Annotated in this window: 24 protein-coding genes; 8 read left to right on the top strand and 16 right to left on the bottom strand. The window is 45.8% G+C overall.

Features of this window, described 5'->3' with window-relative positions; translation table 11 throughout:
- Nucleotides 1-32 precede the first annotated feature (32 nt).
- Nucleotides 33-680, top strand: a complete 648-nt coding sequence (locus P2W83_RS12285) for an RNA polymerase sigma factor (protein WP_276134037.1) — start codon at nt 33-35, stop codon at nt 678-680.
- On the opposite strand, the gene P2W83_RS12280 is transcribed toward P2W83_RS12285, so the two are convergent.
- From P2W83_RS12280 to P2W83_RS12260, 5 genes are all read right to left on the bottom strand, one after another.
- Complete coding sequence (locus P2W83_RS12280; protein WP_276134036.1) at nt 673-1,863, bottom strand: DUF3570 domain-containing protein; 1,191 nt, start codon at nt 1,861-1,863, stop codon at nt 673-675. The genes P2W83_RS12285 and P2W83_RS12280 overlap by 8 nt on opposite strands.
- Before the next feature lie 11 nt (nt 1,864-1,874).
- A complete protein-coding gene (locus P2W83_RS12275; RefSeq protein ID WP_276134035.1) occupies nt 1,875-2,093 on the bottom strand; it encodes a DUF4266 domain-containing protein in 219 nt (72 codons plus the stop codon).
- The gene (locus tag P2W83_RS12270) at nt 2,086-3,051 is read right to left on the bottom strand and encodes an FAD:protein FMN transferase (RefSeq protein WP_276134034.1); all 966 of its coding nucleotides are present in this window, start codon (nt 3,049-3,051) and stop codon (nt 2,086-2,088) included. Before P2W83_RS12270 ends, P2W83_RS12275 begins: the two co-directional genes overlap by 8 nt.
- Nucleotides 3,035-3,475, bottom strand: coding sequence for a thioredoxin family protein (locus P2W83_RS12265; protein WP_276134033.1), 441 nt, complete (start codon nt 3,473-3,475; stop codon nt 3,035-3,037). Before P2W83_RS12265 ends, P2W83_RS12270 begins: the two co-directional genes overlap by 17 nt.
- Nucleotides 3,476-3,566: 91 nt before the next feature.
- Nucleotides 3,567-4,028, bottom strand: coding sequence for a c-type cytochrome (locus P2W83_RS12260; protein ID WP_276134032.1), 462 nt, complete (start codon nt 4,026-4,028; stop codon nt 3,567-3,569).
- Nucleotides 4,029-4,156: 128 nt separating this feature from the next.
- Here P2W83_RS12260 and P2W83_RS12255 point away from each other — a divergent pair, with 128 nt between their 5' ends.
- From P2W83_RS12255 to P2W83_RS12225, 7 genes are all read left to right on the top strand, one after another.
- The gene (locus P2W83_RS12255) at nt 4,157-5,356 is read left to right on the top strand and encodes a hypothetical protein (protein WP_276134031.1); all 1,200 of its coding nucleotides are present in this window, start codon (nt 4,157-4,159) and stop codon (nt 5,354-5,356) included.
- Nucleotides 5,357-5,709: 353 nt separating this feature from the next.
- Nucleotides 5,710-6,123 carry a rhodanese-like domain-containing protein gene (locus tag P2W83_RS12250; RefSeq protein ID WP_276134030.1) on the top strand — a complete coding sequence of 138 codons (414 nt, stop codon included), beginning with the start codon at nt 5,710-5,712 and terminating at the stop codon, nt 6,121-6,123.
- 110 nt (nt 6,124-6,233) lie between these two features.
- Nucleotides 6,234-6,743: an RNA polymerase sigma factor gene (locus tag P2W83_RS12245; protein WP_276134029.1), complete on the top strand. Its 510-nt coding sequence runs from the start codon at nt 6,234-6,236 to the stop codon at nt 6,741-6,743.
- Nucleotides 6,744-6,757: 14 nt separating this feature from the next.
- A complete protein-coding gene (locus P2W83_RS12240; protein WP_276134028.1) occupies nt 6,758-7,372 on the top strand; it encodes a hypothetical protein in 615 nt (204 codons plus the stop codon).
- Nucleotides 7,373-7,444: 72 nt separating this feature from the next.
- Nucleotides 7,445-7,975, top strand: a complete 531-nt coding sequence (locus P2W83_RS12235; RefSeq protein WP_276134027.1) for a low affinity iron permease family protein — start codon at nt 7,445-7,447, stop codon at nt 7,973-7,975.
- A 51-nt stretch (nt 7,976-8,026) separates the two neighbouring features.
- Nucleotides 8,027-8,329 (top strand): hypothetical protein, encoded by a 303-nt coding sequence (locus tag P2W83_RS12230; RefSeq protein ID WP_276134026.1) that lies wholly within the window; start codon nt 8,027-8,029, stop codon nt 8,327-8,329.
- 129 nt (nt 8,330-8,458) lie between these two features.
- Nucleotides 8,459-8,992, top strand: coding sequence for a CAP domain-containing protein (locus P2W83_RS12225; RefSeq protein ID WP_276134025.1), 534 nt, complete (start codon nt 8,459-8,461; stop codon nt 8,990-8,992).
- Here the strand turns inward: P2W83_RS12225 and P2W83_RS12220 are convergent.
- The 11 genes from P2W83_RS12220 to P2W83_RS12170 all read right to left on the bottom strand — a co-directional run bounded on the left by P2W83_RS12220 (nt 8,989) and on the right by P2W83_RS12170 (nt 17,891).
- A complete protein-coding gene (locus P2W83_RS12220) occupies nt 8,989-9,453 on the bottom strand; it encodes an NUDIX hydrolase (RefSeq protein ID WP_276134024.1) in 465 nt (154 codons plus the stop codon). The two genes, P2W83_RS12225 and P2W83_RS12220, sit on opposite strands and share 4 nt — an antisense overlap.
- Nucleotides 9,454-9,465: 12 nt before the next feature.
- Nucleotides 9,466-9,912 (bottom strand): DUF2147 domain-containing protein, encoded by a 447-nt coding sequence (locus tag P2W83_RS12215; protein ID WP_276134023.1) that lies wholly within the window; start codon nt 9,910-9,912, stop codon nt 9,466-9,468.
- Nucleotides 9,913-10,001: 89 nt separating this feature from the next.
- Complete coding sequence (locus P2W83_RS12210) at nt 10,002-10,733, bottom strand: head GIN domain-containing protein (protein ID WP_276134022.1); 732 nt, start codon at nt 10,731-10,733, stop codon at nt 10,002-10,004.
- A gap of 47 nt (nt 10,734-10,780) precedes the next feature.
- On the bottom strand, nt 10,781-10,993 hold the full coding sequence (locus P2W83_RS12205) for a hypothetical protein (protein ID WP_276134021.1): 213 nt from the start codon (nt 10,991-10,993) through the stop codon (nt 10,781-10,783).
- Nucleotides 10,994-11,029: 36 nt separating this feature from the next.
- A complete protein-coding gene (locus P2W83_RS12200; RefSeq protein WP_276134020.1) occupies nt 11,030-11,572 on the bottom strand; it encodes a DUF420 domain-containing protein in 543 nt (180 codons plus the stop codon).
- Between the two features lie 30 nt (nt 11,573-11,602).
- Complete coding sequence (locus tag P2W83_RS12195; RefSeq protein ID WP_276134019.1) at nt 11,603-12,331, bottom strand: SCO family protein; 729 nt, start codon at nt 12,329-12,331, stop codon at nt 11,603-11,605.
- A 15-nt stretch (nt 12,332-12,346) separates the two neighbouring features.
- Nucleotides 12,347-12,766, bottom strand: coding sequence for a cytochrome C oxidase subunit IV family protein (locus P2W83_RS12190; protein ID WP_276134018.1), 420 nt, complete (start codon nt 12,764-12,766; stop codon nt 12,347-12,349).
- 25 nt (nt 12,767-12,791) lie between these two features.
- The gene (locus tag P2W83_RS12185) at nt 12,792-13,538 is read right to left on the bottom strand and encodes a cytochrome c oxidase subunit 3 (RefSeq protein ID WP_276134017.1); all 747 of its coding nucleotides are present in this window, start codon (nt 13,536-13,538) and stop codon (nt 12,792-12,794) included.
- A gap of 54 nt (nt 13,539-13,592) precedes the next feature.
- Nucleotides 13,593-14,162 (bottom strand): cytochrome c oxidase subunit 3, encoded by a 570-nt coding sequence (locus P2W83_RS12180; protein WP_276134016.1) that lies wholly within the window; start codon nt 14,160-14,162, stop codon nt 13,593-13,595.
- A gap of 12 nt (nt 14,163-14,174) precedes the next feature.
- Complete coding sequence (gene cyoE / locus P2W83_RS12175) at nt 14,175-15,074, bottom strand: heme o synthase (RefSeq protein ID WP_276134015.1); 900 nt, start codon at nt 15,072-15,074, stop codon at nt 14,175-14,177.
- A 111-nt stretch (nt 15,075-15,185) separates the two neighbouring features.
- A complete protein-coding gene (locus P2W83_RS12170) occupies nt 15,186-17,891 on the bottom strand; it encodes a T9SS type B sorting domain-containing protein (protein ID WP_276134014.1) in 2,706 nt (901 codons plus the stop codon).
- Between the last annotated feature and the right edge of the window lie 40 nt (nt 17,892-17,931).

The raw sequence follows: 17,931 nt of genomic DNA, 5'->3' as shown, positions 1-17,931 counted from the left end.
AACCTTTTGTGCCTCACGAAATCTAAAGGTATATGCAGACAACGACCGCGGCAGAGAGGACTGAACTGACTGATGAAGAAATAGTTAGCCTGGTACTTTCGGGAGAGAAGCAGCTCTACGAAAAGATCATCCGCAAGTACAACCCAAGGCTGTACCGCATAGGCATGACTTACGTAAAGCGTGATGCTGAAATGGAAGACCTGATGCAGAACGCCTATATCAAAGCCTACGAGCACCTGGGGCAGTTTCAAAACAGGTCTGGCTTCGGCACCTGGCTTACACGCATCTTCATCAACGAATGCCTGCAGTTTTTAAAGAAAGAGAAAAAGACCGCTTTTGACAGCATAAATGAGCTCAGTATGAAAAACGTAGCGAGTGACCACCGGGCACCAGACAATGTCGCAATGAATAAGGAACTGGCACAGGTACTGGAAGGTGCGCTACTGGAGCTACCCGAAAAATACCGCCTCGTGTTCGTGATGCGCGAAATGGAAGACATGAGTGTAGCTGAAACGGTGGAAGCGCTGGATCTGAGCGAAAGCAATGTAAAAGTGCGCCTGAACCGCGCCAAGACCATGCTACGCGATAAACTGAATCAATACTACAAAAGCGAACAGGTATTTAGCTTCTATCTTACCCGCTGCGACCGCGTGGTGAACAATGTGATGGCGGCTATTTAAATCCAAGCGCCAGCGTAACTATATCTGAATGCAGGCCTGTATTGCGGGTATAATGGCCATACCTAAGTTCCAGCAATGAAAGGTGCTTAATGCCGAATACGCTATTCTCAGGTGTATAACGAATGCCAGCGCCAAAGAAGTGACTGGCAAATGCTGACAGATCGTAGTCGCTTGTATAGAAGACCTCATTAACCTGGTGCACACCAAACGGTGCAAAATAGTCTGCGGCTGTTTGGGTATAGTACCGGTAAAAAGGACTGATGGAAAAGAAGGAGCTTATCTTCACGGGCACTTCAAGACTGGCTGTATGAGCAGTGATTCCCCAGTCATCCCAATAGAACCGGTAGAAACCTCTCAGTATGAACCTATCACCTAAAAAATAGCTTCCGCGCAGACCAAGCGGCAGTTTGAACCTGGTATCCGGCAACCGTTCTATATCATGCTTGTTGTCGGTAAAATATACCCGCTGATAGTTAGTAGCCAATAATCCTTGTTGATAGATCAAATCCGCAAGCACAGCAAACTGCAAACGCCGGTTGACGACTTGTGCAAACGACAGGGAAGCGCTGTAAGAGTCCCTGGGATCGTGCTGACCTGAAACCTTGCCATTCTGTCCATACTTAGCGCGTAGCTCAACAGGATAAATAACACTCCAACTGTCGAAGTAGGCCTGCAACTTCAGAGCCAGCTCGCGATTCTTGTCGGCGGAGGTTTTGGCAAAGTTTGCACCAATACCAAAAGAAGTATAGTCAAACTCCGTAGAAAATGACAGGTTCCCCCCTACTCTAATTCCCCTAGCATCGTTATTCAAAGTATAAGAAAGCGAAGGATAGAAACGGGTATCTGCATGCGAGGCTGATGAAATTGTAGCGGGATCGATCTTATCGGAAGAAGCTGAAGAATAGTGGTCGATGCCCATCTCTCCGGCAAGGGTATGTTGCCGTCCTTTACCATCGGTTCCCGTAAGCTTCAGCTCTAGGGTATTGGCAAAGTCAGTAAGTTGCTCTGTGCCGATGCCACCTGTAACGGCCGAGTTGTTGCCGTCCTGCCAGTAGTACGAGGAGACAAAGTTTATCTCACTAATACTCAGTTTACGTTTCTGGTATACAGCACTATCGTTTTGTGCAAAAACCGCAACTGTCTTAAAAAGAAGTGCGAGCAGCAGGAGTGACAACTTTCTCATTGCCGTTTCATTTAATTACATCCGCATCCACCGCCGGTTTTTCCACCGTTAGCACCGGAAGCGCCTTCCCTATATGATTGGAAGCTATTTTCAAACTTTTCTGTTTTGCGTGCTGACAACTCCATCTCCGAATCGTTAAGGTATTGTTTCTGATACTCCTTTACGGATGCACAGGATGAAACGGTAACCAGCGATAAAATACAGACGATCGAAAAGTACAGCTTAAGCATCAACAGCAAGCTTTATATTATTTGATGTAAAAATCCTGCCATCGTCATCTATGATGATACAGGCAATGTCGCGCATCTGGTTGATCATATCTAAACCTGCTTCCACTCCCATTATAGTTACGGGTGTAGTCAGCGCATCGGCCAACTCTGCATTAGAACAAATAATTGTGACACTTTTTATTCCGGAAACTGGGAATCCTGTTTTTGGATCAATAGTGTGTGAATAGCGCTTACCGGCGATCTCTACAAACTTTTCGTAGTTGCCCGAGGTGGCCACCGCCATTCCTGTAATAGCGATGGATGAGAATGGCAACCACCTATTGTCAGGGTCGGCAATGCCTATCGTCCACGAACTACCATCAGGTTGATAGCCCCATGCCGCGAGGTCACCGGAGGCATTGACCACGCCGGCCTGTATTCCCCTGTTTATCAGCAACCTTTTTGCCTGTTCCGCAGCGTAGCCCTTGCCTATACCGCCAAAACCAATGCGCATGCCTGTATGTTTCAGAAAGATGGTTGAATTTGTGCCGTCGAGAACAACGTTGCGGTAATTGATCAGCCTCACTGCCGCTTTAGCTGTCTCCCTATCGGGCAGAGCAGTCATGGTGGTATCAAAATTCCAGAAACGTGTATCAACCGAGCCATAAGTGATATCAAAAGCGCCCTGAGTTAACTCAGATATTCGTACAGAACGGGTCACGAGGTCAAACACCTCCCTATCAACCTGTACGGGTGCTATGCCCGCCTGCCTGTTGATATCATTCACCTGGCTGGTATCCCGAAAAGTAGTCAGCAGGCTCTCGATGCGACTGATCTCTGCAACAGCAGCGTCAATATGCTCGTCAGCCTCATTTACTGACCCAGCGACAACGGTTATCACAAAAAAACTGCCCATAAGCCGCATTCCGCGCTTATGGGCAACCATATCGTTAGATTCTTTTTTAGTGAGCGTGTGCATATAGCTGGATCTCCCGGATCATCTCCTCAGGCTTTTCACCCTGGTATCCATCCCAGGTCTTTAAAACCTTGCCATCAGCATCCAACAATACCGTGTAAGGGAAGTGGCCGGTCTTGTCATACTGCTCGGCCAGCGTTTCATTCTGCTTTACAACTGCTTTGTCCAGCTCGTGTTTTTTAAGCCTCGGAAAATCAGCATTCACCATCTCCAGGTTCTCATCGGCAAAATGCTGGAAGGTATCTTTTGCGAAGACGTCCTTTTCCATCTTGATGCAAGGCAGGCACCAATCTGAACCTGAAAACTTGAGTAGTATCAGCTTATGCTCGGCCCTGGCCGCGTCCTTTGCTTTGCTGAAATCGGTACGCCATCCGGCAGACATCAATACCAATAAAACACCTACAGCAGCTAAACTCCTCAATATCATAGTGCACGATTTCTTCGAAGTTATTACGACTATCGCAACATCGCTGACAATGGTTAGTTAAATAGTGCTTCAAGAATTGTTAAAACACCATCTATCTCCTTGACGGTGCACCGGCCGGGCTACGAAACATAGAATCAAGCCCCTCAGACGGGTGTTGATGCCCCCTGTGGCACGTAGCACATTGGATGGTTTCGAACTCATGATCGCCCATATCATCAAGCTTCTCATTGATGTCTTTGGTCATCCGCATCATGCGGCGCGCAATGCGTTTTGTCACTTTATCATCTGAAGCAAAATTGGTAACCGGATGCCCCTCGGGTGTAAACTGCCCAGGTGTTTCCACATGACAATAGCCACACTTGACGCCTAGCGCCACGCTGATATTACGCATGATAGCTATCAGTTCATCATGCGAGATATTCTTAGGCAATTCCCTCAAGTTCCTGGTAGTGACGCCTTTGTTGTCGTCTTTAAAATAGGCTGAGGTTTGTGCTACAGTCATCGCAGTAACTAAACCTGTGATGATCAGTGATTTTGCTATAAGAGGACGCATATGCTTCGTTTAAGTAACCACAGCGACACAAAATCTATACCGCAGGGTTGAAGTTTTCCTGAATATGAAAACAGTTTCTACCAGACTGGCACTAAATTTGGTTTACGCTCTCGTATCACACCTTACTTATGAAACGACTATTGACCCTTGCTTTTATCGTGGCTGCATTTTCCGCCTGCAAAAAACACGATATCCCGGTTGAAATTCCGCCAGCGACTACGCCGGTTTCGTGCGACAACAAATACTTTATAAAGCTGTACGATCAGCTTGCGGCAGACGCCATTTATGCCACAAGCCGGCAGGAACTGCTGCTGCCTTTTATGAACTACAACGGCACGCGATCTAACCAGGGCTTCTGGTTTAAGAAACTAGACACGACCGGAAAGTTGCTATGGGAAAAACGCGCCGGTACCTTTGATGGTTATTACGGCACCTTCTTCCAAAAAAATGCCGGCATTTTTTATATCGATTATCTTGACTTCTCCAACGCAAAAACGTTTGTTTCGGCGCAGGTTGATGAGGACATTAACTTCCTGAAAAAAACCGAGGTTTCATTTGACGGCTATTTCAACATTTATAAAACAAGTGACAGAAGCACGATAGCGTATGCTCGCGATGTGGCAAAAAAGGTAGTTTTTGTAGACACCAACTGTGACAAACTCTGGGAAATTTCCGACGACAAAGTACAGTGGGAATTTGGAGCAGAAGACGATGGTTATTTTTATTTTGCCGGTAGCGAAAACTTGTCGGAGCGTATTGAAAACAGCTACGTTAAAGCAAAAGGCTATATCATAAAACTAAACAGGCAGGGCCAGGTGGTTTGGAGGCAAACGTATAGCAAAGTAGAAGATACGCTATTAGTAAATCATGTGTTCCGCGTACGTTTTGATGGCGATAAGATCAGGGCAACGGCATACGCCCAAGCTCCATTCAACAAAAGCAGCAACTATGGTATAGCAATGGAAATCGACAAACAAACAGGAAATCTTCTATCTCATTCTACAAATGTTCCGCAAGACACTACGAAAGTACCAGCTAATGAGATAACTTATAAGATCGCTGACGGCGTTTTGAAACTTTCCAATCAACGTCCTGCTTCTCTATATCGTACTATGACGCTTGCCAAATTCAATAACGCTGGCGCGGAAGTATGGAAGCAACAATTCGGCAATACAGCCGACATTTTAGGTTTAGGCGTAACATCATTGACAAGCGGCAGCATTTTCATACTTGCAGACAGTCATTATTACGACGGTAAAGAACCCGGCAGTCAGTCGAAAAAATGCCTTATAAAGGCAGACGTAATGGGAAACACCTGTCACGACTAGAGTGTGCTTATCTTACCAGCTGCACTTCTCCCGTCTTGATGATCTGGCCACACAACGGTGAAGAAGCTATCGCTATCGGGCAGCAACTGCCAGTGTCAAACTGTCAGCCCGCCAATACCCCTTGTTCAAAGTTAAGGTTGTATGGACAGAATATTTGCTACGCATAGCTTTTACCGGCAAATACCAGTACACATATCAGCATAGTGAACAGCTTATTCATATTAGTTTATTAGGATAAGTATAAATAATCTAAAAATGCATCGCAATTAGTTTATCGCTTTTTAATGTCGGATGATAAACCCTGTTGGTCAGTGACTTATCTTTGGAGATATAAATCAGCAAATCGTCCAGTTATGCTTTCAAATAAGTTCAGGCTTTCTATACTGACCTCGGTACTTCTGACCATATTCTCCTGCAGCTATGGGCAAAAGAATTTCCAGCTTTCTCCTAAGGAATTTTCAATAGCGCTGGCTAGCAACGAAGTTCAGTTGGTAGATGTGCGCACAGACGAAGAATACGACCAGGAACATCTGGATAAGGCGATCAACATAGACTGGAAAGGCGATTCTTTCGATGAGGAAGTGGAAGCTCTTGACAAGAGCAAGCCAGTTTACGTGTATTGCCGGTCAGGCAATCGCAGCGCTGAAGCGGCAGAGCACATGCGCAAAGCCGGCTTCAGGCAAGTATACGAAATGAAGGGCGGCATGGAAGCCTGGCAGCACGACCTGTTCAAGAAAGCACCTGCAAAAGAAGAAGACGAAGAGTAACAACTATACGAATAACGATATAAGGCGGCCACTTGGCCGCCTTTGCTTTTAGCTAAAACTTTTTTTTGCAGCCAGCGTAATAAAGTGCAGCATCCCACGATAAATAGAGCATGAACCACCGGGTAAACATAGAAAAAGCCTTTGCCGGCATGATAGCCGAAAATGAGCGCCTGATCTATAAGGTATGTTCTGTGTATGCGTCAGAACCCGAAGACCGACGTGACCTGTTCCAGGAAATAGTATTGCAGGCATGGAAGGGCTATGCACGATTCAAAGAAGAGGAGGCTAAAATAAGCACGTGGCTGTATCGCGTGGCGTTGAATACGGCCATTAGTCATAAACGGAAGCAGTATAAGACTATTACGACCCGATCGCAGGATGAGCTATTGTACCAGATAGCCGACAACACGATAGAATACCGGAATGAAGAATACAAAATGCTTCATCAACTCATCAGTCAATTACCTACTCTAGAAAAGGCTTTGATGCTGCTATACCTGGAAGACAAAAGCTACCAGGAAATGGCAGAAATACTGGGGCTGACAGCGGGTAACGTTGGAGTGAAGATCAACCGCATTAAAGAAAAACTGCGCAGGCAAGCGCAACCATTATTCAGATAATTAAAACAGCTTTTATGGACCTGGAAGAAATGAAAAATATCTGGCAGCAACACGAACGTGAGTTAAAACAAAACCGCCTGCTGAACGAAAGGATCATCAGCGATATGCTGAAACAAAGATCTGCTTCTGCAATGAAAAAAATGACTGGCGCGGAATACCTCGGCGCGGCGTTGTGCGCTGCACTTCTGCTCATATTTGTACCTATGGGCGGACAACTTGAAGGCACAGGATTAATGATCAGTTACGCATTCACCTTGTTATTCATAGCTGCCAGCCTGGTATTCAGCCTGTATAAGGTTAGCTATCTATCAAAAACAGACTTGGGCAAGCCGGTAACTGAAACCGTAGGCCGTATTAGCAGGTTCCGGTTGCTGATAGCAAAAGAACGTGCGTGGTCAATCGCGTTGTTCCCTGTTGTCATAGTTACAGTTTTCGCTGTTGTTTCTTACTGGATAAATGGCGTCAACCTGTTCGACAACATAACACCTCACCTCCCGAAGATACTTATTGGTGTGGCAGTTGGCATACCGGTGGCGCTTGTGGTTTACCAGAGAGTGTACATGAGCAGTATCCGTCAAATAACCGACAACCTGAAGGAGCTTGAAGAATTTACAAGCATAGAAAACTAATAACCAGTAGATAAGCCTTTGCAACGGCATAGTTTTTTTGAATGATAAAAGCGGCGACATGCCGCTTTTATCATGGAAGTAAAGCACAGAAACAAGCTGTATAACATATTCGACAAGTTCTCGAATAAGGTAACAAAGGCCACGGGCAGCCCTTTGGCGTTCATCATCGCGTTAACTGTTATCGTGATATGGGCACTCACAGGTCCCATCTTCGGCTTCTCCGATACCTGGCAGCTCATCATCAATACCGGCACAACCATTGTCACTTTCCTGATGGTATTCATTATTCAGCAATCGCAAAATAAAGACACCATTGCCTTACACCTGAAACTGAACGAGCTGATAGCAGCCAGCAAAAACGCCAGCAACAGGCTGATAGATAGCGAAGACCTGACGGAGGAAGAGTTGGAAACAATTAAAAAATTTTATGTTGAGCTTTCGGCGTTAGCCGAAAAAGAAACCAACATCTACACATCCCATTCCATCGACGAGGCCCGCAAACATCATGGAAAAAAAATGCGGCGTTTGGTGAGCAGCAGAAAAGCAGAAGAAGAGCTTGAAGCACTTAGACAGAACATAAATAAAAATAAGTCAGCCGGTTAAACCTCGAACTGTACTGGCCATCTAATCAACAGCTAAACAAAGGAGACTGTTATGAATTTGGCAAGTAAAAAGATAGCATTGTTCATGTTGGCAGCAACACTGTTTGCTGCAGAGAGTAAAGCACAAATCATCGTCAACATCCGTCCGCCGATGCCGCGCAGAGTGGCCATGTATCGGCCGGCACCGAGACCCGGCTATGTATGGATAGCCGAGGACTGGGCACCAAGAGGCAGAGGCTATGCTTATCGCGGAGGTTATTGGGCAAAAGCACCACGCCCGCATGCATATTATACACCGGGCAAGTGGCACAAACACGGCAAGGGGTATAGTTGGAAACGCGGATATTGGAGGTAATCTTATTTCGTAATAGTGTGAAAGCCACCTGCAAAATGCAAGTGGTTTTTTTTATCATTTTGTTAGTACAAAATATTGGCACGAAGGCATTTGTTTTTTGCCGCGTTTGCAGCTATTAATAACAAGTATATGAAGAGAAGGACGCTGTTACATTCTATTTACGTCGTTATAGTTTTTACATTCATTTCGCTGGCATCGTGTACCAAAGACGATGATAACCTGAACCCAGTACCTACCACACCGGGTGGCACCAACACCACGCCAACCGCCAGCGAGCAAAAACTGCTTGAACTGGTAAACAGTACACGTGCTAAAGGTTGCAACTGCGGAAACACATTCTATCCTGCGGTTGCGCCGGTAACATGGAATGATAAACTGGAAGCCGCTGCAGTGAGCCATAGCAATTGGATGAATCAGAACAATACCCTGTCGCATACAGGAGCCAATGGTTCAGATCCGGGGCAGCGAATAACGGCCGCCGGTTACAACTGGCAGGCCTATGGAGAAAACGTCGCGGTCGGCTATGCAAGCGAAGAAGACGTGATACAAGCATGGCTGAACAGCGAAGGACACTGCAAGAACATCATGAACGGCACATTTACCGAAATGGGAGTAGGCGTAAGTGGTGTTTACTGGACGCAAGAGTTCGCAACAGGCCGCTAACCTCCAAGTTTTTGGAGTAGCTCGAGTATCAATGCAGCTTGTGCAGGGATGATCTTTTCGATAGCCAAATGAACGGAGAACCACTCTGCCCTATCTACCTCAGGCACGTCTTGCCATTTGCCTGATCGCGGCGGCCACTGTAGTGGAAATGTATTGCTTACAAGGGTTGATGTATCAAAATCTCCCTCTACGGCCCAGGCATGAACCCATTTGCCACTTTTCTGTTTTACAGGCGTCAGCGCCATAAAATCAGCCCCTAAGAGCTTGTAGCCTGTCTCTTCTTCAAATTCACGTCTGGCAGCTAAAAGCGGCACTTCTCCTTCGTCGTATTCACCTTTGGGTATCGACCACGCACCGAGGTCACGCCGTACGTGCATAGGTCCGCCGGGATGTACTAACAGGCATTCAAGCTCCTTATTGTTATAGCGATACAACAAGATGCCAGCACTTTTTTTCGCCATGTAATAGTTGGGTTAATCGGCACGAAACCATCTTGTAGACCGGCCGATCATCGAAAAACCTATAAATCCCCGAACATCGAGCGTAGTTCCGTCGAGAGTCATCTTACAAGAATACGTTTTGCCGCTTTTGGGATCGTAGATGGTACCCTCTTCATAGGCGTTCGACCCATCCTTTTCAAAACCTTTCAGAATCACAAGCCCCACTATCGGGCTGCTTCGTTTATTGGGATCTGGATTGTGCGCATCAACTTTAGGTTTACCATCTCTAGTTGGCACTTTCAGCCAGGCCACCTTGCCATAGAAGCGGTTATCATGGCCTTTGTAAATATGTACTTTAGCAGATTTCTCCTCGTTAAACCAAAAACCCTCGATAGGATCGTTCTGCGCTGCGGCTAGATCGTAGCCGCCGGTAATTAATAAAACTGCTAAAAACAAGCGCATTGACAAATTCCTGAGCATAGAACATCATTTTAGCCATTTCAATTTACTAAAAAATCGCCATAGCTGCCGAGGTTGAAATGTTAATGTTGCTATATTCTAGTAATGAATTAGTTAGCATCCTCAATGTTACCCGCGCCGGTAACATTCTGTGTGATGGCCGGATGACCCTTATAGCTAATGCTGCCTACACCGGTGATGTCGGCATTCAACTTGTCTGTTGCATGCACTTCCACATCACCTGCGCCGGTTACATTTGCCTCCACATGTTTCGCTTTTAGCGGAAAGGACGTTACTTCTCCTGCACCCGTCACATCATACACTGCACGATCAACCATGCCATTCTTTACCGTCAGGCTGCCAGCCCCGGAAAGGTCAGCGATAAATGTATTGCTGTTGATATTGTCGATAGTAACATTGCCGGCGCCAGTTATGTCGAGGTCAAACTTGTCGGATTTTACATTGCCGGCCACCAGGGCCTCACCGGCACCTGTTATTTCAAGGCTGGAAATTGCCGCCATGCTAATTTTCACTTCAATGTCTTTGTCTGTATCAAAGTGCACGCCTTCATCGGTGTATACACGCAGCTTATTCCCTTTGATCTCTGTTTTGACAAGTGGTAGCAGGTTGCTATAGCCAGTTATTTGAACAGCATTGGCAGCCAGGTGTTCATCCACGGTAATGATGGCATTTATAGGAGCCTCTACCAATACGGCTGTAAATTGTTGAACATTGCGCGTTTCAGTAGCTGATGCGCCAGTACCTTTCACGAACTGGTGTTTACATGAAGCACTTGCAGCAAGAATTAGCGGGAGGATAAATAAATAGAAGCCCTTTTTCATATAGAAGTGTGTTTTGATCAACGTTTCCCGAAAAAGGCAGCGACTGGCTAGTGGCCTTTGTTATGCTTCCACCAAATGAAGCCCACTGTACCCATAATAGCAAGCGGCAAAGCGGCCAGGTATAGGATACCTCCATTTAGCCCTTTGGCACTTTTATTATCCAGTTCCGAAGCTGTTTTGGTACACATAGCGCACCCCTGTGCATATACCGCAGGAGCCGCTACTATCAACATCAACACGATCAGCAGCCTTTTTCTCATAATCTAAAATTAGTTCTTTAGATAAAACCAGCCAAATCAGTTATAGTATGGCGAAATGAACAGGTAAACCAGCACACCGGTAACGCTAACATACAACCATAATGGGAAGGTATAGCGAGCCAGTTTTTTGTGTTTCTCGAACTCGCCGGTCAGTGAGCGGTAGGCGGTGAACAAGATGAACGGAAGAATGATCGCAGCCAGGAAGATATGGGTGATCAGGATGATGAAATAAACATAGCGTATAGTCCCTTCGCCACCGTATTTCGTATCGCCGGCCAGCAGGTGATGGGCAATATAAGACACGAGAAAAACGACAGACAGCAACATTGCTGTCAACATGAGATTTTTGTGCGCGATGTACTGTTTGTTTTTGATGGCAACAAACGCTGCGACAAGCAAAATGGACACAGCAGAATTGATCACGGCATTGACAAGGGCAAAGATGTGCACATCAAACCCAAGGTCAACTTCCAGTTTTACTTTAGAAAGAATGACAACGGCTGCAAAAACCACGAACGAAACAGTTAGGATCAGCAAACGTGCTTGCTTATCGTTCTTTTGAATTATGGGACTAAGCATCTCTAATACTTTCAAACTGGTGAGGAACTCTTATCTTTTTTTGTGCTTCTTTTCCAATGTTAGAATTACCACATCTTCGGCACAACGCTTTATATCTGCGCTATCAAGTCCATCGTAATAGCCGCGTATGTATCTATCCTTGTCTATCAGGACAATTTTCTCGGTATGAATAAAGTCCTCGACACCGCCTTCCGTTGGCTGCACTGATACACGTAATTCATTACGGGCAAAATTATAAATGTCCTGCTTGCTACCGGTCAGGAACCACCAATGATCGTGATTCACATTAAAACGATCGGCGTAGTCCCGCAAAACCGGGAATGAATCGTGTTCAGGATTTACCGTCATCGACACGAGTTGGACGTCCTGTTCGAGCTCATTACGCACCTTTGGGTTCTTGCGAAACGCGTTCTGCAACAGGATCATATTTGACGTGAGCTTTGGACATACAGACGGACAGCGGGCAAAAAAGAAATTAATCACCACAACCTTACCAGCCAGATCTTTATTCAAAGAAACCTTGTTACCCAACTGGTTGGTGAGCGTAATATCACTTACCTGGTGATAAACTGTATCGGTGACTGTTTTGCCATCTTCCACGCGAGTCTGAACACCCTCGGGTAGGTAGTAATCGGGCAGATCTATCTTATCTACCTTCAGATACTTCGCCGTTAAAAACATCGATAGCGGTACCCCAACAGATACCGCTATCGCCAATAGTACTAAAATCAGTTTTTTACTAGATCCTTTACTGCTCATTTATCCTCTTAAATATTAACGCATTGGTGCAGTGCTGTTCATGTGCAACCAGAAGCCACCGTCAGCAAGGAATGCGATAATAAACCAAATAAACAGTGTCAAAGGTATCAGCACAGTAATGAGGAAGCTCTTTACTTCATCGCCAAGGTGCATGAATACTGACACGATATAACCTGCTTTGAAAAGAGTAAGCAGAAGGAACATCGAGTTCAGGAAACCTTTAGGTATGCTGTAGCTGAAAAACATACCAAGGATTACCTCTACGATAGTTACGGCGAGGAGTATCCAAAATACTTTCCAGATACGACCAACTTGCTTCCTGCTTTCCGCAGAGCTGATGTCGGTGTGGTGTTGCATAACACCTGAGTACAGTTTCGACTGATCTCCTTCGTACAGGTGCTGAATGTTATTCTCTGTATGATGATGCTGTGACATTATCCAGTAGTTAGTTTAGTTGTGATTATAACAGATAGAAGCAAGTGAATACAAATACCCAAACAAGGTCTACAAAGTGCCAGTAAAGACCGATCTTCTCAACCATTTCATAGTGGCCACGACGATCGTAAGTACCGTTGATTGAGTTGATCAACACCAGGCACAGCAGTACCACACCGCTGGCAACGTGCGCACCGTGGAAACCGGTAATGGTAAAGAAGTAGTTATAAAAATCGTGGGTAGCCTGCATGCCATGTGCTGCCAGCGGACCTGTAACCCTCGGATCTTTCATGTTAAAGAATTGCTCGATGCCAGACAGCGGCGCGCTTGAGTCTGTGAAAGAACCCCACCATGCACCTTGATGATGCAAGTGCGTCCATTCCCATGCCTGGCAGCTAAGGAAGCAGATACCACCGATAATGGTGAACAGCAACCATTTGATAACGCCTTTGCGATCGCCGTAGTGACCCGCATGTACTGCCAGTACCATCGTTACCGACGACATGATCAGGATGAAGGTCATCAAGCTCACAAACAGAAGCGGCAGGTTTGCATGGCCCATGAACGGGAATGCGTGGAATACGTGGTTAGGATCTGGCCATACAGCGCTAAAGAAACGCGTAGTACCGTAAGAGATAAGGAATGCGCCAAACGTGAACGCATCTGAGAGCAGGAAAAACCACATCATCATCTTCCCGTAGCTCACGTTAAACGGTGAGCGTCCACCACCCCATACTTTTGTTTCCGCTGCTGCTGTAGCTGAATGTGCCATAAATTAATTTAAGTTACTGTTGCTGTGAATTTGGGTGCGAATTTCGAAAATACTTTATTGATTTGCCAGAAAGAACACAAATAAATAAATCCACAATGCATCCATAAAGTGCCAGTAGGTGGCTGCTATTTCAAGCCCGGTAGCATTGTAAATTTTCACCTTTGTTCTAGAGGCGCGGTAAAATACAATTAATAATGCAATAATGCCACCCGCAATGTGCAATAAGTGTAATCCTGCAATAATAAACAGAAAGGATTCACTAGGATTGCCGTTCAAATGGATGTTGCTATCATTCAACTGCCCGAAACCAATGTATTGCAATAAGGCGAATAGTGACCCAAGTATCAGCGTAACGATCATCAGCATACGGTAGCGTGGCATATATCGTTGTTTGAATGCCTTTACCGCCATCATCATAGTGCCACTGCTCATCAGTATCACCACGGTGGATATCCAGAAAGTGTTCGGAAGCGAATACGTCTTCCAGTTACCTTGTGCCTGACGTACAATGTAGGCGCTTGTTAGCCCTGCAAACATCATTACGATGCTGGCAATAGCTATCCATAAAGCAAATTTGTGCGGGTGAATTTTCTTTCTCTGCACTGATGAAACGGCCCCTTCCATAATCAAGAAAAATTAAAGTTTATCAAACAATAAAGCTAACAACACAACTGGCAGGTATATGAACGACGAGAACATCACTCTTTTAGCCGATTTATGATCGTTGTGTATATAAAAGTAAACAGACGCAATGAAGTAGAACACACCGCAAGCCATTGTGACCCACATACCAACATTACCAGTGATGCCTACCATACGTGGCATAATAGCCATTGGTACCAATACTATGCTATAGAACATGCACTGCAGACCAGTAAAACGAGTTCTTCCCTGATTGGAAGGCAACATGCGGATACCTGCTTTCAGGTAATCTTCGTATCCTACCCAAGCAATTGCCCAGAAGTGTGGAAACTGCCAGAAGAACTGGATCATGAAAAGTATCCAGCCACCTATACCCAGGCTACCAGTAGCAGCTACCCAGCCTATAAGCGGAGGTAATGCACCAGGGATCGCCCCGATAAGCACCGCCACCGGGTGGATCTTTTTCATCGGCGTATAAGCAAAGGCGTATAACAGCAAAGAAATAAGGCTGAGCAAACCAGCAAGTGGGTTGAAAAAATGGCCCAGCAACCAGACTCCAGATACCCCTGCAACAACAGCAAGAGCCCAGGCTTCACCAGTACCCATACGGCCATCAGGCATAGGACGCGACATCGTGCGTTTCATAAACGCATCGCTGTGACGCTCTAGTATTTGATTGATGGTATTGGCTGCACCCGTAACAAGTACGCCACCTACAAACAGGATGACAACATTCAACCAGTTGAACTGTACACCCGGAGCTAGTAGATAGCCCACTACGCTAGAGAAAACAACCATAATACTCAGGTTGGGTTTCAGCAGCTGGGCATAATCCCTAAGGCGAGATAATAAGAACAAGTGCCATTTAGCTCTGATACGGGCTTCACGCAACATTATCCGGAATAATTTGAAAAGTTGGGCAAAGGTAGTGAATAAATGCCCAAAGGGGCAACCACCATTCAAATAAAATGACAGTTAGCCCAGCAGCATACAAATGATAAAAAACTACCTTATAAGCTGTAGCGAGCCTTTTCCAAACAGATCGTCGCACACACTCGACCTAGCCTTGTAGAAATAAAAATATGTCCCTAACTCAGCCAATTGCCCTCCAACAGTGCCATCCCAGCACTGCGAAAAATTGTTGGAGTGGAATACCTCCTGTCCCCAGCGGTTCGAGATCGAGAGCTCGTAGTTCGTAACCTCTCCGGGTATATGAACGCGATAGCAGTCATTTTTGCCGTCAAGGTTAGGCGTAAAGGCATCGGGGGCAAACAACCGGCCTTTACCGGTAAACACTTTGATCTCAACAGAATCAAAGTTCTGACAGCTCCAGTTATCTGTGCCCGATACTATATATACCGTATTTGCCGTTGGCCGGGCATGAGTAAATTGTGCTTGAGGATCCGTCAGGCTTTCTGAGGGCTGCCAGCTATAAGTCAAGGCACCGGTTGCACCCAGCTGCGCATAGTCAAGACCGCAGTCCATGTCCTTTGCTATATATATCTGTACATCCGGCAATGGATGTACTTCAACCCTCGCTTTCAACGTGGCTTCACGGCCACAAACAGTGTCTTTAATATACACTATGTAATCGCAGCTTTTTTTCACCCATACATATGGAAGTGGATTATTACCAACAGAAAGCGAATCTACAGGCGACCATAGGTATACATCGCCGCCAGAAGCACTCAGCTGTATGGTGTCACCAATACACACATCATTGATCTCCTTTACCTTAAAATCAGCCGGCCTTATCGACACAGTGACGACGCCTGTATCAGCGCATTCGTATTCGTTTGTAACGACGAGTTTATATTTCGTCGTCTCATGTACTGTTGCCAATGGCTTCGAACTCTTATCATCCGACAGTCCCGTCGAAGGGATCCAAAGATATTTCACACCACCACCTCCAGATAGTTGAATAGAGGCTCCGGGACATACAGTTGTATCGTTACTAACCTCTACATAAGGTTTTGGATTAACCCAGATACTGGCGTTTGAGTTCGGCTCACCGGGAGGTGTGCATGGCGAATTGTCTTTTATTCGAGTGAGTTTGTACTGCTTAGACTTACTGGCACGCCCTCCCGGAACAGCAAATTTTTCTCCACTCTCCAAAATGGATTCTGTAAACACTGTTGTGCCATCTGTATAAGTGATCCTAAATGGTCCGGAACCCGATGTAGCTATAAACTGCAAAAAGACTTCATCCCCTTCGCATACAGTATCCCCTACCAGGTATCCCGATGGTGGATTATATGCATTGCTCCAATCGTATTTTGCCAGGAACACATCGGTACCGCCGGTACTGCTCATATTAAGGATTGAAGAGAATGGCGCAAAATCGACATTGCCGGGAGATATATAGCCGCAAATGTAGAGATTGCCAGAGGGGTCAGCAGCAAGCTTATAAGCATTGTCATTTCCCGCATCACCAATATTGAACGAGCATATATAATTTCCATCTAGATCGTAACGCGCCAGGAAAATATCATTCTTACCATTGGAAGAAAGGTTCCCTGTATTCGCTGATGGATCGAAATCTACCCCATTCTGAAAATAACCCGTGCAATAAACAAACCCGTTTGCTACAGCTATGCCCCACCCGAAATCAACATCAGTTCCACCGAAAATATGCCCCCACTTAACCTCACCATTGTTATCATACCGTGCAACAAATATGTTCGCCTTATCGCTTCCAGAAGGCCTTGAGACCGTACCTGTAGTCCCACTGAATTTCATGGAATTGCTTTCGGTGTAACCTACTGAGTATATGTCGCCGTCATCAAGAACGAGGTCGATCACCTGTTCACTGGCAGCTCCTTTTACGTCTGTTACAAACTGAAAAATGCCGTCGGTACTATACTTAGCAATAAACCCGTCGTGCACACCACTTGCCGTCAACGACGCGACGGATGATGATGGATCAAAATCACTATTACCTGTATAACAACCGCCAAGGTAGAGGAAACCTTTATTATCTGTCTGCATAGCCCATACGGCATTGTCTACTCCGGCGTTACCACCTCCTGCAAAATTGAATCCCCATATCAGCTGGCCGGATGAATTGTATTTGATTAGGAATGCAGTGCCAAAGCTGCTATTTAAGAATTTGCTTACTGCTTGACTTGGGTCAATATCCATAACGCTGTGAAAGTTCCCCGCTACATAGATATTTCCCGATTGATCGACAACTGTTGATTGAGCATCATCATACTCGGTGGTACCACCGATGGTATTTGCCCACTTAAAAATGCCACTGTTACTGTAGACTGCTACAAACCCATCGGCAATACCAACAGAGTTCAGATTTTTAACGCCGGCGCCTGGATTGAAATCGATGCCATAGCCACGGTATTGCCCTACGACAACAACATTACTATTTGCATCTACCGCAAGGTTCTTGACAACATCGTTATCAGCGCCGCCAATGCTAAAGCCCCAAATGAAAGCGCCACCCGCAGAATAACATGCAAGAAAGATATCGCGTTGGCCATTGCTGGTAACATTATAAACAGAAGGAGATGGATTCAGATCCATTGTGCCCGAGAAGCTACCTGCCAGGTAAACATTACCATTGGGAGCTACTCGACATGCGCGGCTGTCGGCATCGCCTACGCCGGCCAGTTGCGTCACCCAAAGAGCCTGTTGTGCATCCAGTTGCAGGCTGAATAGCAATACAGAAAGTAGCAAGAAGAGGGTCGCCCGCATCATCGGTTTAGGTAGAGTTTCTTAGCGATCTACCTAACGACGA

This window comes from Polluticoccus soli (genome assembly GCF_029269745.1).
Taxonomy (GTDB): Bacteria; Bacteroidota; Bacteroidia; order Chitinophagales; family Chitinophagaceae; genus Polluticoccus; species Polluticoccus soli.
This window is presented reverse-complemented; position numbering and strand designations above follow the sequence as displayed.